The sequence below is a fragment of the Yersinia sp. 2553 StPb PI genome, assembly GCF_052217105.1.
In the GTDB taxonomy this organism is placed as follows: domain Bacteria; phylum Pseudomonadota; class Gammaproteobacteria; order Enterobacterales; family Enterobacteriaceae; genus Yersinia; species Yersinia enterocolitica_E.
In genome coordinates, this window is the sequence record NZ_JAZGPX010000002.1 from 3,434,858 (window position 1) to 3,450,535 (window position 15,678).

The window sequence follows — 15,678 nt, forward strand, 5'->3', positions numbered from 1 at the left end:
CAAATTATTCAGAAAACACATCCTATTTTTGAATAATTAAGTCTTATAAAGAATGACACTTCTTGATAATTTGTTATGTGATATCTATTGAGCAATTCAATTTTAAATTTAATAAACCACATTAGATCATGATAAACATGAGTATTTCACCTTTTATTTATTGTACTAATTATAACCAACTCATTTAATCAAGTGAGCTAATAGGTCTAATCTTGATGGCCTAATGTATAAATATAATTTTATCACTTCATTAAAAACACATTATTTACTCTATAACAAAAAAAACAACTCAAGATAAAATCTCAACCGCCGATAATAATAAAGATGAAATATAAAACAATTTACTCAACTGTTTTATAGACACCGAAATTAGTTATTAACTGCCTTTCCAAGGTATCTTTCCCGTGTCCGACATTTGAGGTTTAATAACATGAGATTCATACAAAATATTAAAATAAGAACGGCACTTATACTCATTCTCATCGTGTTTTCACTGTTGTGGGCCGGGGCATCAGGCTTTGCTTTATACTCTCTTAAGCAATTAAACCAAGAGCTAGGTGTAACCCATACTCAGCAGCAAAATGGCGATATTATTAATAGTGCCAATGCACAATACTACCGCGCGACAACAGCGATGGAACGTGCTATGGGAGCAATGGCGAAAAATGACACTGGAGTTTTCGATCTTGAGATGAAGGCAACTCTTACCGAATTAGACGGCCTTAAAAATGGGCTCAGTCAATTTAAAACTATTGATCATGGGAAAATTGACTCAACCACAATAGATGATATTTATAACAGTTCTTTTAATCTCTATAACAGTGCAGTTTTGCCGATGTTTGAATCAGCAAGAGAGAAAAATATAAACAATTTTGAAGTAATAAAAACAGGTAAATATCTTCCGTTAAGACGGAACTTCAGTGCAGCGATAGACAAATACAACGCAAAAATTATATCCCTAAATGAAGAAGCAAATCAGCGGATTTCCCAATGGCTAGTGTGGTGTCAATATATCCTAGTCAGTGCGTTATTAATCAGTGTGCTGATCATGGTAACAACCGACCGCTATCTGGTTAACTTTCTCGTTAAGCCTTTGAACAGAGTAAAAGCTCATCTTGAATCTCTGGCACAAGGCATACTTGACCACAACATCGTAGATCAGGGTAGAAACTGTATTGGCCAGTTAATTCCTTATATTAACAAGATGCAGGATAACTGGGCCAAAACGGTGTTTGAAATCCGCAACAGTGCGGATTCGATTTACAGGGGTTCTAGTGAGATATCAGTCGGAAATACCGATTTGTCTTCCCGAACTGAAGAACAAGCCTCGGCGCTGGAAGAGACCGCCTCCAGCATGGAACAACTCGGTTCAACCGTTCAGCAGAATGCAGATAATGCCGGTCAGGCAAGTACACTGGCGAACCAGGCCACTCGGGAAGCACAACAGGGCGGCGTAATTGTCAGTGGCGTCATTGCCACCATGACGAAAATTACCAGCAGCTCACATAAAATCGTCGATATCATTGGCGTCATCAACAGTATTGCGTTTCAAACCAATATTCTTGCGTTAAATGCCGCGGTCGAAGCAGCACGAGCAGGGGAACAAGGCCGGGGATTTGCCGTTGTCGCCAGTGAAGTGAGAAATTTGGCGCAACGCAGCGCACAGGCAGCAAAAGAGATTGATGTGCTGATCAATGAGTCAGTTAAAAATATTAAATCCGGGTCTGAACAGGTGACGCGAGCAGGTGATGCGATGGACAAAATCGTGAGCTCAGTCAGCAACGTAAATGACATTATGAGCGAAATAGCCGCAGCCTCGACCGAACAGAGTAAAGGGATCAGCCAAATTGGTTCTGCGGTGGTTCAAATGGACAGCGTCACGCAGCAAAATGCCGCCTTAGTGCAGCAATCTGCTGCTGCTGCTGCCTCGCTGGAAGAGCAGGCTCGTCAACTAACAGAAATTGTCTCGGTATTTAAAATCAAAGGAAAGGCACCTGGCGTTTCAACAGGCCCTCTGCTCAGGCCAAAGACACGAATTAAGAGTGTCGCATTAGTCGCAGAACAGGGCGGCTGGACTAAGTTTTAATGTTACCGCCCTTCGCTGCCTGCCAGCGAAGGGCACAGCGTACCCTCAATGATTCCCCCCTCATACTCCCACAGAGAAATATTGCCCACTGCCAATACCTCAGCGGTATATCCTCCTGTTTTTATGCGCTCTCTTTCTCAGCGACTTCTGGAGAAAATTTATAAATCAATAAGGATTCCACCGGATATAGGACCGCTTTCGCTGCGGGCATACCAAGCAGATATCCCTGGCCAATATCACACCCAATATCCTGTAGACGCACAAGTTGACTGGTGTGTTCGATACCTTCGGCGGTGACTTTCACCCCCAGAGAACTGGCCAATGAGATAATGGCACGTACGATTTTTTCTTTTTTTTCATTGTGTTGGAAAGTATCGATGAAGCTCTTATCAATCTTTAACTTATCAAATGAGAAGTTGCAAAGCTGAGAAAGGCTGGAGTAACCGGTACCAAAATCGTCTAACGCAATTTTTATTCCCTCATCCCTCAGTTTTTTAAGCGTAAATCGGGCTACATTGGCATTCTGAAAAAGTGCACTTTCCGTGATTTCTACCTCCAGACGATCTGCGGGCAGCCCCAACTCATTCATGACACTCATGATGCGCGTGCTCAGTTGCTTATTACACAGCAGTATCGGGGAAATATTAAATGACAGTACCAGATGAGCAGGCCAGCTTAATGTTTCGAGACAGGCCCGCCGAAACAACTGCTCCGTCAGCTCAGAGATTTTACCCATCTCTTCTGCCAGAGGGATGAATAGAGTAGGGGAAATGAATTTGCCTGGGGAAATCTCCCAGCGCGCAAGGGCTTCAAAACCGACTGTTTTTTCGGTTCTCAGGTCCACTAACGGCTGGTAATAGACAGAGAATGCATTACTCGCCAACGCTTTCTTAAAATCACTCTTAAGTTGGGCTCGGGATAAAAGTGTATTCTGCATCAAGGGAGTAAAGACTCGGACTTCCTCACGACCGGCCTTCTTAGCAATGTACAAAGCACAGGCCGATTGCTGAATAGCTTGTCGAAGATCGCCAGAATCTTCAGGATAGCGGGAGATACCAACATTGGCGGCTATATTAAAGGTAAAGCCGCCAATTTGAATAAGGCTGCAAATAGTCTTCACTATGCGTTCGCCCAGCAATGATAGGTCCGCTTTATCTTTATTTGACTTTAATACCAAAAACTCATCACCACGTAATTTATAGACATTATCTGGGAACATATAAGAGAGACGTTGTCCAACCAGCTTAAATATTTCATTTCGGTGGCCGTAGTCGAGCAGATCGTTGACATCTTTAAACTTATTAATCTCTATACTTAGAACCACATAATTTAGTGCATCTTTATTCTTAGCAGAACGTGAAATATAAGAGTCGAGAAATTTTTGGTTAGGTAGGTCCGTTAAAATATCATGGCCAGACATCCAGTTGATGCTCTTTTCTGCCTCAATACGTTTCGCTATCTCCTTTGACATTCTGTTTATTCGCAATGAGCTATAGATAAACCCCAGCAATCCGGTGACATTTAGTGCAATAAAAACCGCATCTAGATTATATTTCTTATATTTTGACAAATAGGGAAACAGCACCTCACTTAAATTAAATATGAACACAAAAAAATATGCGATTAAAAATATAAACCCACCAAATAAAAATTCAATCTTTATATTATCATGAGATGTTGGCAACATAAGTATCCCTTAAGATAATAATATTATCTTCATAATGTCATATGATGAACCACCCTATCTCGCCTAACACAACGACAATATCAAGCCATCATCCAGTTGATAATGAGTTATCGGCAAAATAAATATAAAGTTTAGATATAATCATTTTTTAGTCGATCAAAAAATTATTTTGACACTTTTGACAAAAAATCCATTTTGTTTATCGGGCAGAAAAAAGGTACTTCGATCAAGTGATAGTATACTCTCTGACAGAAATAAAGATGGATTATCAGCAGCTTAATTTTACATCCTAAAATCAGGAGGATTATGAAATTGCCTTTTCAACAGGTTATTATATTTGTCACACTATACTGCACGTATTTTCACTGAGAACCAGAGAGTGATAAGCTTTAAAGATAATCCATTCTCGGATTTCAATATTAGCGTAAGACACGTACGAATGAAGTAATGGTTTTATCGTCAGCTTGATTCTAACTCTCTGATTTTAATTCTCGAATTTGCTGAGAGATGACGTTAAAACGCGCAATTCACCAAATCAAACTGCATCATCAGGTGATTCCGGGGGCCGAAGCGATGTCATTATTGACCGAGCACACCTTTCCCCGTCATTCCCATGACGAGTTTGGCATCGGTATCTTTGTTCAGGGATCACAACATTCATGGAGTAACATCGGCAGAGTTGAGTCTTCAGCCGGAGATATCATCATGGTCAACCCCGCTGAAATTCATGATGATCTACCCGTTCAAGGCGCCCGTAGCTGGCATATGATTTATATCAACCCGGCAGTCATTGCATACGAACTGCGGGAATGGCCTCAGGCAGAAAGTGACAGTGACTAGGGCGAATCGGCTATGCTCAACATCACTACAACGTAAAGCCGGATTAAAGTGCGAAATACGCAGAGATAAGCTATTGGCCCCTCTTGTTAGGGAGGGGCTAACAATTATAACGTATTGGTGAAGGTTCGGGAGACCACATCCTGCTGCTGCTCGGGCGTCAGGGCGTTAAAACGTACGGCATAACCAGAAACACGGATGGTGAGATTTGGATAGTTTTCTGGATGTTCGATGGCATCCAGCAGCATATCGCGATTCATGACATTGACATTAAGATGCTGCCCACCCTCCATCGACTCATCATGGTGGAAATAACCATCCAGCAGGCCGACCAGATTATTATTACGCACCGCCGAGTCCTTGCCCAAGGCCGCAGGGACAATCGAAAACGTGTAAGAAATCCCATCTTTGGCATATTTGAACGGCAGCTTGCTGACAGAGGAGAGTGATGCCACGGCCCCTTTGCGATCACGGCCATGCATAGGGTTGGCACCTGGTGCAAATGGCATACCGTCGCGTCGGCCGTCGGGGGTATTACCCGTTTTCTGTCCATACACCACATTAGAGGTAATAGTCAGAATTGACTGCGTCGGCACTGCATGGCGATAGGTTGGCAGCTTGCTGATTTTCTTCATAAAACGCTCAACTAAATCACAAGCAATAGTGTCGACACGCTCGTCGTTGTTACCGTACTGAGGATATTCGCCCTCAATGGCAAAATCGACAGCCAGCCCATCGGCATCACGGATTGGTTTAACCTTGGCGTATTTAATGGCTGAAAGCGAATCCGCCGCTACCGAAAGCCCGGCGATACCGCAGGCCATGGTGCGATAAACATCGCGATCATGTAGTGCCATCAGTGACGCTTCGTAGCTGTATTTGTCATGCATATAATGGATGAGATTCAGGGCGCTGATATATTGCACCGCTAACCAATCCATAAACACGTTGAGGCTAGCCATCACCCGTTCATAGTCCAGCACGTCATCGGTCATCGGGGCACATTTCGGGCCGACCTGAATTTTGAGTTTTTCATCCATGCCACCATTGATGCAATACAGCAGCGTTTTAGCCAGATTGGCGCGCGCACCAAAGAATTGCATTTGCTTACCGATCACCATCGGGCTAACACAGCAGGCAATCGCATAATCGTCGCTATTAAAATCTGGCCGCATCAGATCGTCATTTTCATATTGCAACGAAGATGTCTGAATCGAGACATTGGCCGCATAACGCTTAAATGCCTGTGGCAACGCCTCCGACCATAAAATGGTTAAATTAGGCTCCGGCGCTGGCCCCATGGTTTCCAACGTGTTGAGATAACGGAAGGTATTCTTGGTCACTAAGGTTCGGCCATCCAAGCCCATTCCGCCCAGCACTTCCGTGGCCCAAATCGGATCACCGGAGAACAGTGAATCAAACTCAGGTGTCCGCAGGAAACGCACCATGCGAATCTTCATGATGAAGTGATCAATAAGCTCCTGCGCCTGCTGCTCGCTCAACACCCCGTTGGCTAAATCGCGCTCGATATAAATATCGAGGAATGTCGCGGTGCGGCCCAGTGACATCGCACCACCATTTTGCGATTTCACCGCGGCCAGATAACCAAAATAGAGCCACTGAATAGCTTCTTGAGCATTTTTGGCCGGTCCTGAAATATCGCAACCGTAGCGTGCGGCCATGGTTTGAATCTGCAACAGCGCGTGGCGATGCTCAGCCAGCTCTTCGCGCAAACGAATCACACTTTCCAACTCAATACCTTGCTCAAGTTGTGGCTGTAAATCGGCAAACTGTAGCTCACGTTCCCGCACCAGATAGGCAATGCCATACAGTGCGATACGCCGATAGTCGCCAATAATTCGCCCTCGTCCATAGCCATCCGGCAGGCCGGTCAAAATGCCGGATTTACGACATTTCAGCATCTCAGGCGAATAAACATCGAACACGCCTTGATTATGGGTTTTACGTAAATCAGTGAAGATATATTTGAAGTTGGCATCCATCTCACGGCCATAGGCGTCAAATGCGCTTTGCACCATGTTGATACCGCCAAAAGGATGTAACGCACGCTTCAGGGGTTTATCGGTCTGTAGCCCGACGATTTTTTCCAGCTGTTGTTCAATGTAACCCGCTTTATGGGCAGTGATGGTGGTGGCAATATCATCATCAAAGTCTACCGGCGCATGAGTCGCATTCTCCAAACGAATCCCCTCCATAACCTGCTCCCACAATTTTTGGGTCGCAGGGGTGGCGCCGGAGAGAAACGACTCATCACCTTCATAAGGTTGATAGTTCTGCTGGATAAAATCTCTGACATTAATTTCGCTATGCCAATTGTTCCCGCTAAATCCGAGCCATGCATCGGCATATTTTTTATTATTTACATCAACATCAATCTTCATGAACAAACTCCAATAAACAGAATATAGCTGGTGATTTCATGGGGTTGAGGGTCAAAAAACAGCCTCGGAAACCGCTGCGTCCTGTTGCGCATAGCCAAGGCGGACCGCATCAAGCGCAATCATTTTTTCTTCATTGGTGGGGATAACTGCGGCAACGACCCGTGAGCGGGCGGTAGTGATGACATGAGAGGTTCCATGCTGTAGCCGGTTGTTTTTACCGTGATCGATGTCGACACCAAAAACGGCCAGATGCTCCAGCGTTAACTGACGGATAAGCGATGAGTTTTCGCCAATTCCCCCGGTCAGAATCAGGCCGTCGAACCGGCGCAGCGAACTGATATGCCCGCCAATATGGCGTGCAAGGCGATGCACAAAGGTATGTATCGCCAGACGCGCCGCTTCATGCCCCTCGTGATAGGCTTTCTCCAGCGTCCGCATATCAGCAGACAGACCAGAGATCCCCAATAAACCGGACTCCTTATTAAGCATATGCTCCAAATCTTCCAGACTTTTCCCGGTTTGGCGCGCCAGATATGCCAGTGCGCCAAAGTCCACATCACCACTGCGTGTTCCCATGACCAAACCGTCCAATGGGGTCATGCCCATCGATGTATCAACGCTTTTGCCGTCCTGAACCGCGCAGACAGATGCACCATTCCCCAAATGAGCGATAATCAGGCCGCAATCGCTCCCATCAAATCCGAAGAAACTCGCGGCAAGCCCTGCCACATAGCGATACGACGTGCCATGAAAACCATAACGTCGTACCCCCTGTTCGCGGAAATAGCGGTAAGGTAGCGCATAAAGATAAGCCTCCGGTTTTAATGTTTGATGAAAACCGGTATCAAATACGGCGACTTGTTTAATGCCGGGAAATAGCTGGCGTGCCGCCTCAACGCCGTGCAAATTGGCGTAGTTATGTAGCGGAGCCAATGGCGAAACCTTTTTGATTTCCTCCACCACCCAATCATCAATCAGCACTGATTCACTGAATATTTCACCACCATGGGCAATACGGTGGCCAATCAGCGAAATTGATTTATTAAGGCCACGCTTTTCCAGCTCATCGGCAATCGCTGCTAATGCATCAACATAATTCCATTGAGCCAATTGAAATTGAGTGACTCTATCAATCCGCAAAAAAGGTTTTTCAGTGCCAATACCGTCGGCAATCCCGGAGATTACCGCGTCACAATTGTCGGCGGTCAGTACTGAAAATTTAATGGATGATGAACCACAGTTAATAACCAAAACTGTAGGATTTAATGTCATGTGATTACTCCGCCCGTGTTTTTTGGGCAAAATACGGGCTTTTAAGCGCCGTCTTATATTAATTTGTAGACGATATTGAAGATGGTCAGCAGACCGACGAGGGTAACAAAATAGTTTTCTGGCCGGCCTCTGAAACGGGCCAGAGAAGGCAGTTTATGAACGGCGTACATAGGCAGCAGACACAGTAGTGAGGCGATAATTGGTGCCCCCATGGCTTCAATCAAATCAAGGATATTCGGGTTGAGATAAGCCACCACCCAGGTTGATCCCATGATGAAAAACATACTGACCAGATTAAGCTTGCCACCGGATATTTTAGTTTTATCGCCTTGGTAGCCGAACTTAATAATCAGACCATTGAGACCTTCCAACGTACCGAGATAATGTCCGAAGAAAGATTTAAAAATAGCGACCAGCGCAATCAGTGAAGCGGCATATTCCAGCGTAATGGAGAAGGTCGATTTGCTACCGGACATGGCAGAAAAATGGTTTGCCAGATAAGACAGCACTGGAATATTTTGTGCCTTAGCTTCTGCCATATTTTGCGGCGACAGCGTAAACAGGCAGCTAAAGGCAAAGAACATCACCACAGCCACCATCAACATGCTGGCCTTACTAATAATCTGAGAGCATTTTTTCTCAGTAAAATCCCGGCCAAACTCCGGTTCATATTCTTCGCGCTTTGAGACCACGAAAGAAGAGACAATCGGCGAGAAATTGAAAGAGAACACCATGATGGAAATACCCAACCACACGGTCACCAGTATGCCATCGTGCCCTAGCAGAGAAATCTGGCTCAAATCTACCTGCTCAATAACCGAGGCATTCCAGTAAGGGATCAGTGAGAGTGAAATCAATACCAGGCAAGTAATAAACGGAAATACCAGAAAACTCATCACTTTAACCATCAGATCTTTACCGAAGTAAATCACTGCAGCCATCAGCAACAGCAACGCCAGTGCCACCACACCACGGTTTAGCGGAGCCAGTTGGAGTTGATGTTCCCAGAAGGTCATAAAGGTATTGGTGATGGTTACGCCGTAAATCCACAACAACGGACAAATGGCGAAAAAATAGAGGAAGGTAATCACCACACCACCGGTTTTACCGAAGTGTTCTTCCACGGTCTCCGTAATATTGCCAGAACAGTTACTGCCAGATAAACATAAACGCGCCAATGCCCGATGACAGAGAAAGGCAATCGGATAAGCCAACACCAACATAATTAAAATAGGAATTAAACCGCCGAAACCTGCGCGGATTGGAAAGAATAAAACGCCTGCCCCTATTGCTGTGCCAAATAATCCCAAAGTCCAGGTTGTATCTGATTTGCGCCACGTTTTTGTTTCGATTGCGGTAGTGGTTGTAATAGCATTATCGATATCCATTAATAAATTCCTTATTAATATATTTTACGAAATACTGCCTAATCCCGTTATTTGTGATACGCGCGATAAATCAATATTGCCGCCTGATATAATGCTGACGGTCTTTTTGCCGGTGATATAATCTTTTAGTTTGCCGCTTAATAATGCTGCGGATGCTAATGCACCTGCACCTTCGGTAATAATCTTGTTACGCTGAATAAGGTCAATCATACTTTTTCTTATTTCATCTTCACTGACCAGTACAATGTCGGTAACCAATGTTTTGACGATTTCAAAAGGTAACGTACCTGGGCGAGTCACATCACAACCATCGGCAAGCGTACCGGTTTTACGATGATTAGTAATACTACCGCTATAATAAGATGCCGCCATGCCGTGAACATTCTCTGACTGGACGCCAATAATATTAATGGTTGGATTAATAGATTTAATTGCCAGCGCGATACCGGCAATTAATCCACCGCCACCAATAGGGACAATCACATTATCGACATCATAGAGATCTTCGAGTATTTCCAGCCCGATAGTGCCCTGACCAGCAATCACTTTCTCATCATCGAAAGGGTGAATAAAAATACGGTGTTCCATTTCAATAATTTCACTGGCTTTTGCTATGGTATCGTTGAAATTCTCACCATGTAGCACCACCTGCGCAGAATATTCACTGGTCGCCGCAATTTTTGATTTAGGGGCGCAATTTGGCATCACCACCTTGCTGTTAATCCCCAACATGGCACAGGATAAAGAAACCCCTTGCGCATGATTACCCGCAGAACAAGCCACAACCCCTTGCCTTCTCTCCTCTTCGCTGAGTGAGCTGAGCTTATTGAATGCGCCGCGAATTTTGAATGACCCGGTACGTTGCATGTTCTCAAACTTCAGATAAATCTCGCCATGACAGCGCTCACTCAGATAATTCGACCTCGCTAATCCTGTTTTGTAGATATGACCTCTCAATCGTTTTTGTGCATCAATTACATCATTGAGAGTTATCGGTAAGTTACTGTAAATTTTCATCTTTCATAGCCTTGCAGATTAAAATTCCTAAGAATTATGTATTTCGTTCGGCAGGATGCTACGACACAAAAAACTGCATTAATGTGATGATTACAGCAAAAAGAAGTGAACTTGATCTTTCAACCAGTTGTTTATTTCAATAAATGTAACGCGGTCGACATTCTGGAATTTGGATTAGTTTTTATAATCTAAAATGGGCTTGCTGAGTTCGATTAGCCGTGCCACAAAAACAAGCCGCATCCTTGCGGCTTGAGCATTACGTCAAATCAAGTAAGGTGTTTAATTGCGCTATCTGTTGTCGCCACTGGCATTGCAGCTCTGGCTTCTGATGCTTGAACTTACGTGCCAGATCCTGTTTCAGCTTACTTTCTAATTCCAACAACTCAGCCAACAACTGTTCTTCTTCACTTTCCACTAACATTATCGACTCAGGTTCGAATGTGGAGGCGGGCACAGAAACTGATGCGGGTTTATCGGCCAAAATGGCATAGACCGGTTCTAGATGGTGCCACTCTTCCAACCACTGCTTATCGATTAACCAAAAACGATTGCAGCTTTGTTCAATCAATGTACGGTCATGGGAAACCAGCAACACCGCACCACTGAAGGTTTTCAGCGTATTTGCCAGCTCTTCTTTACCTTCCATATCAAGATGGTTAGTCGGTTCATCAAGCAGTAGCAATGAATAGTTAGCCAGTGTCAGGCCGATAAATAACAAGCGTGAACGCTCGCCACCACTCAAGGTGCTAACCTGCTGCTGATGCCGAAGATAGGGGAATCCGGCACCGATCAACGCCATTTTTCGCTGATCTTCGGTCAAGGGTGCAAAGGGGGCTAAAGCCTCGGATAGAGTGTCTTCGTCACGCAGTTGTTGCAGACTTTGGTCGTAATAGCCCACACGTACCCTAGGATGGAACGTCACTCCCACGTCGGCGGTCTCTGGTTGGCTAAAAGCCCGCCATAGGCAGTGCAACAGAGAAGATTTACCGCAACCATTGCGGCCTACCAGTGCGACGCGATCACCGCTTTTGACCCGAAATTGTGCCAATTCAAATAGCACCGGTGCCTGAGCCGCTGGTCGAACCCGTAAATCTGAGAGTGCCAGCACTCGGTCTGCCGCCAGAGCTTCGCCATTTAGGCGCAATTGCCACTGATTACCGGCGGTAACCTGAGTTTGATCATCCTTGAGGCGATCGACCTGCTTCTCCATTTGTTTAGCCTTACGCGCCAGCTTTTCGTTGTCATACACGCTGCCCCAGATGGCCAGTCGCTTGGCGCTTTTTGCTACCCGATCAATTTCCTTTTGTTCGGCTAAACGGCGATGACTGTCCGAGATATCTTTCTCCGCCAATGCCTGCCGTGCCTGAGTGCAAGGCAGGCGGATAAATTGCAGATTTTTGTCACGCAAAATCCAGGTACAGTTGGTCACACGATCCAGCAAACTGCGATCATGTGAAACCAGTACAAAACTGCCCCCCCAATTCAGGAGAAACTGCTCCAGCCACAGCAGGGTAGGTAAATCCAGATGGTTACTGGGTTCATCCAATAGCAACAAATCTGGCTGGCGGATCAGTGCTCGTGCCAGCAACAGACGCGTATGCTGACCACCACTTAACGTACCGGCAGTCAGTGTCCAAGTGGGTTCATCAAACCCCAAGCTGACGAGCAAAACCTCTGCTTGCCAACGTTCTGGTTGATGCAGGCTATTGGGGAGGTGATTGAGCACCGCATCCAGTAAGGTGCAATCATCTAAAGCGGCGGGGAGATGTTGTTCAACCCGAGCCATCAGGCACTGGTTGGCGGTAGTGATAGTACCGGCCGTGGCGGGAAGATCACCGCTGAGGATTTTCAGCAGAGTGCTTTTTCCACAACCGTTATGGCCTATCAAACCAATGCGGTCACCTTTTTTCAGGCCGAAGGAAATCTCAGCCAGCAGTGGGCCGAAAGTGTTGTCGTAACCGACAGATTTTGCAGAAAGTAATGTGGTCATTGCTTACTCAAGTTTTACAGGCATAGAGATGCCTATCGTCAATAAAGCCGACGATAACCGGTAAGCCGGAGGGAAGTTGTCAGAGTGTTAGTTAGCTTCGCTCAAGCAGGTTATCGCAGCACGATACCGGTAACGCTTGAGCAATCACGATCACTAAAGACGAGTGAATAAAGAAACAATTCACGGGTCAACATAGTAATCCTCCTTAATATAATTCTGGTTAATGTATGACCTCATTATATTTAGTTTCTTCACTTTCTGCCAGTGCCGTCAGAAGGCCATAGACCGTCGTGGCTGTGGGTGTTTTTTGGCTAAGTACAGCTACGCGATTATCTCGTCCATCCAGCCAAACCAACTACTGACCCGCATGCGATTGCCTGATTCAACCATTAACGGCCTTGAGCCACGGATGGTACTGGCATCAAACTTACGCACTTGTCGAGCCAGATTTAGTTCGCCAGCTAAAAAATCAATTAACAATAAATATGTCTTGATGTAACATTCGATCATACATGATAATGCTTATTATATTGATACTCGTTATCATTTCCGTGCTAAATATATGGACACACAGTTGAATAAAACACCGAGGTTGAACGACGAACCTGCTGTCGAGTATCCGACAGCAAGTAAGCCCTTGTCTGTCACCAGCGAACAACTGCTGGGAGAGCACGGTGTCGCCTTTATCGTCCATCAAGGCGAACACTATCAACTGCGCCAGACCAAGGCCGGCAAACTAATACTGACCAAATAACATACACAGAACCCACGTCATGGGTATTACAGCAAAACAGCAGCCGTACAGAGCCGAGTAACGGGCCGCTAATACTGCTGTAGCATCAAAAGACGAAGGGGATAGCAAGCCACCCAGATTCTCGAATCAAGGCAGCCAGCAACCTATATATCTGTTTTATTCGCATAGAAAATATGGAGAATTGCCGACATGCCTCGTTTCATTTCTGACCGTTTCCGCTGGTCCCCACTCAGTTTGGCAATCGCTTGCACGCTGCCTTTGGCCGTTCAAGCGGCTGATACCACTACCACGCCGACAAGCAGTAAAAAGCACACTACCGATACCATGGTGGTTACGGCAACAGGTAATGAGCGCAGTAGTTTTGAAGCACCGATGATGGTAACCGTGATTGAAGGTACCTCGCCGACCAGCGAGACCGCCACCTCTGCGGCAGATATGCTGCGCAAAATACCGGGGCTGACCGTCACCGGCAGCGGGCGGGTCAACGGCCAGGATGTGACACTACGTGGCTACGGTAAGCAAGGTGTATTGACTCTGGTTGATGGTATTCGCCAAGGTACCGATACCGGCCATCTGAACGCCACTTTCCTTGATCCGGCACTGGTGAAACGTGTTGAAGTAGTACGTGGCCCATCTGCCCTGCTGTACGGCAGTGGCGCATTAGGTGGTGTTATCTCTTTTGAAACTGTCGATGCCGCTGACTTGCTGTTAGCGGGCCAAAATACCGGTTACCGCGTTTACAGCTCTGCGGCTACCGGTGATCACAGTTTCGGCCTCGGTGCCAGTGCCTATGGCCGCACCGATGATGTTGATGGCATTCTCTCCTTCGGTACCCGTGATATCGGCAATATCCGTCAGAGTAATGGTTTTGATGCACCAAATGACGAAACCATCAGTAATGTGCTGGCAAAAGGAACATGGCATATTGACCAGATTCAATCACTGAGTGCCAATCTGCGCTATTACAACAACAACGCAATAGAACCCAAAAATCCACAAACCAGTGCAGCTTCCAGTGGCAATGTCATAACCAATCGTTCAACGATCCAACGTGATGCCCAACTCAGTTACCACCTTAAGCCACTGGATCAGGAGTGGTTGAATGCCACCGCACGGGTTTACTACTCTGAAGTGGAAATCAATGCACGGCCACAAGGTGCAACCGAAGAGGGACGTAAACAAACCACGGAAGGCGGAAAGCTGGAAAACCGGACGCGTTTGTTTACCGACAGCTTTGCATCACACCTGCTGACTTACGGCACAGAAGCCTATAAACAAGAGCAGACGCCGGGAGGCGCGACGACCAGCTTCCCACAAGCAGATATTCGGTTTGGCTCCGGCTGGCTACAAGATGAAATCACCCTGCGCGACCTGCCAGTGTCCATTTTAGCCGGTACCCGTTATGACAACTATAGCGGCAGCAGCGAAGGCTATGCTGACGTCGATGCCGACAAATGGTCATCACGCGGCGCAGTGAGTGTTACCCCCACTGACTGGTTGATGCTGTTTGGCTCCTATGCCCAAGCTTTCCGCGCACCAACCATGGGCGAGATGTACAACGACTCAAAACACTTCTCAATTCCTATCCGCCCGGGAATGACACTCACCAACTACTGGGTGCCCAATCCGAATCTAAAACCGGAAACTAATGAAACCCAAGAGTACGGGTTTGGTTTACGTTTCAATGATTTGCTAATGGCTGAAGATGACCTGCAATTCAAGGCCAGCTACTTCGATACCAATGCGAAAGACTATATCGACACCAGCGTTAATATGACGGCGATGACCACATCATCAGTGAATATCGACCGGGTAAAAATCTGGGGTTGGGATGCCACCATGAGCTATAAAACAGCCCTGTTTAACTGGGATCTGGCCTATAACCGTACCCGGGGTAAAAATCAGAGCACCAATAAATGGCTCGAGTCCATTAACCCGGATACCGTCACCAGCGTAGTGGATATCCCGGTTGCCAGCAGTGGTTTCGCGGTGGGTTGGATTGCCACATTTGCTGACCGCTCCAAACCGTTAAGCACCGGTAAACGTCAGGCCGGTTATGGTCTCAATGATTTCTATGTCAGCTATAAAGGCCAGGAACAACTGAAAGGTGTCACAACTACCGTGGTTCTGGGCAACGCATTCGACAAAGAGTACTACGCGCCGCAAGGCGTGCCACAAGATGGCCGCAACGCGAAGCTATTTGTGAGTTACCAGTGGTAATTCATTAAAAAAAGATAGTCTGAAA

11 protein-coding genes are annotated in these 15,678 nt (G+C 46.1%); 4 read left to right on the forward strand and 7 right to left on the reverse strand.

Features of this window, described 5'->3' with window-relative positions:
- The first annotated feature begins 430 nt into the window (after positions 1 to 430).
- A complete protein-coding gene (locus tag V2A84_RS17220) occupies positions 431 to 2,086 on the forward strand; it encodes a methyl-accepting chemotaxis protein (RefSeq protein ID WP_083161047.1) in 1,656 nt (551 codons plus the stop codon).
- A gap of 121 nt (positions 2,087 to 2,207) precedes the next feature.
- Here V2A84_RS17220 and V2A84_RS17225 read toward each other — a convergent pair whose 3' ends face one another.
- Complete coding sequence (locus tag V2A84_RS17225) at positions 2,208 to 3,773, reverse strand: putative bifunctional diguanylate cyclase/phosphodiesterase (RefSeq protein ID WP_442848992.1); 1,566 nt, start codon at positions 3,771 to 3,773, stop codon at positions 2,208 to 2,210.
- 507 nt (positions 3,774 to 4,280) lie between these two features.
- Here V2A84_RS17225 and V2A84_RS17230 point away from each other — a divergent pair.
- Positions 4,281 to 4,613 carry an AraC family ligand binding domain-containing protein gene (locus V2A84_RS17230; RefSeq protein WP_102970489.1) on the forward strand — a complete coding sequence of 111 codons (333 nt, stop codon included), beginning with the start codon at positions 4,281 to 4,283 and terminating at the stop codon, positions 4,611 to 4,613.
- A gap of 104 nt (positions 4,614 to 4,717) precedes the next feature.
- Here the strand turns inward: V2A84_RS17230 and pflB are convergent, their stop codons facing one another.
- The 6 genes from pflB to V2A84_RS17260 form a co-directional block, all read right to left on the reverse strand.
- Positions 4,718 to 7,012 carry a formate C-acetyltransferase gene (gene pflB, locus V2A84_RS17235; protein ID WP_083161051.1) on the reverse strand — a complete coding sequence of 765 codons (2,295 nt, stop codon included), beginning with the start codon at positions 7,010 to 7,012 and terminating at the stop codon, positions 4,718 to 4,720.
- Positions 7,013 to 7,063: 51 nt separating this feature from the next.
- The gene (tdcD, locus tag V2A84_RS17240) at positions 7,064 to 8,284 is read right to left on the reverse strand and encodes a propionate kinase (RefSeq protein ID WP_083161053.1); all 1,221 of its coding nucleotides are present in this window, start codon (positions 8,282 to 8,284) and stop codon (positions 7,064 to 7,066) included.
- 53 nt (positions 8,285 to 8,337) lie between these two features.
- On the reverse strand, positions 8,338 to 9,672 hold the full coding sequence (gene tdcC / locus V2A84_RS17245; protein WP_083161055.1) for a threonine/serine transporter TdcC: 1,335 nt from the start codon (positions 9,670 to 9,672) through the stop codon (positions 8,338 to 8,340).
- A gap of 24 nt (positions 9,673 to 9,696) precedes the next feature.
- Entirely contained in the window at positions 9,697 to 10,689 is a 993-nt protein-coding gene (gene tdcB, locus V2A84_RS17250) for a bifunctional threonine ammonia-lyase/L-serine ammonia-lyase TdcB (protein ID WP_083161057.1), read from the reverse strand.
- Between the two features lie 256 nt (positions 10,690 to 10,945).
- Positions 10,946 to 12,679: an ABC-F family ATP-binding cassette domain-containing protein gene (locus tag V2A84_RS17255; protein ID WP_083161059.1), complete on the reverse strand. Its 1,734-nt coding sequence runs from the start codon at positions 12,677 to 12,679 to the stop codon at positions 10,946 to 10,948.
- 321 nt (positions 12,680 to 13,000) lie between these two features.
- A complete protein-coding gene (locus tag V2A84_RS17260) occupies positions 13,001 to 13,159 on the reverse strand; it encodes a hypothetical protein (protein WP_193784745.1) in 159 nt (52 codons plus the stop codon).
- An 82-nt stretch (positions 13,160 to 13,241) separates the two neighbouring features.
- On the opposite strand from V2A84_RS17260, the gene hemP reads away from it, so the two are divergent.
- Both hemP and V2A84_RS17270 read left to right on the forward strand, forming a co-directional pair.
- Positions 13,242 to 13,433, forward strand: coding sequence for a hemin uptake protein HemP (hemP, locus tag V2A84_RS17265; protein ID WP_083161063.1), 192 nt, complete (start codon positions 13,242 to 13,244; stop codon positions 13,431 to 13,433).
- Positions 13,434 to 13,622: 189 nt separating this feature from the next.
- A complete protein-coding gene (locus tag V2A84_RS17270; protein ID WP_083161065.1) occupies positions 13,623 to 15,653 on the forward strand; it encodes a TonB-dependent hemoglobin/transferrin/lactoferrin family receptor in 2,031 nt (676 codons plus the stop codon).
- The last annotated feature ends 25 nt before the right edge of the window (positions 15,654 to 15,678 follow it).

Coding starts and splice junctions, on each gene's coding strand:
- tdcC (WP_083161055.1), bottom strand. CDS start 9,672: ATGGATATCGATAATGCTATTACAACCACTACCGCAATCGAAACAAAA.
- V2A84_RS17230 (WP_102970489.1), top strand. CDS start 4,281: ATGACGTTAAAACGCGCAATTCACCAAATCAAACTGCATCATCAGGTG.
- V2A84_RS17270 (WP_083161065.1), top strand. CDS start 13,623: ATGCCTCGTTTCATTTCTGACCGTTTCCGCTGGTCCCCACTCAGTTTG.
- V2A84_RS17225 (WP_442848992.1), bottom strand. CDS start 3,773: ATGTTGCCAACATCTCATGATAATATAAAGATTGAATTTTTATTTGGT.
- V2A84_RS17220 (WP_083161047.1), top strand. CDS start 431: ATGAGATTCATACAAAATATTAAAATAAGAACGGCACTTATACTCATT.
- hemP (WP_083161063.1), top strand. CDS start 13,242: ATGGACACACAGTTGAATAAAACACCGAGGTTGAACGACGAACCTGCT.
- V2A84_RS17255 (WP_083161059.1), bottom strand. CDS start 12,679: ATGACCACATTACTTTCTGCAAAATCTGTCGGTTACGACAACACTTTC.
- tdcB (WP_083161057.1), bottom strand. CDS start 10,689: ATGAAAATTTACAGTAACTTACCGATAACTCTCAATGATGTAATTGAT.
- tdcD (WP_083161053.1), bottom strand. CDS start 8,284: ATGACATTAAATCCTACAGTTTTGGTTATTAACTGTGGTTCATCATCC.
- pflB (WP_083161051.1), bottom strand. CDS start 7,012: ATGAAGATTGATGTTGATGTAAATAATAAAAAATATGCCGATGCATGG.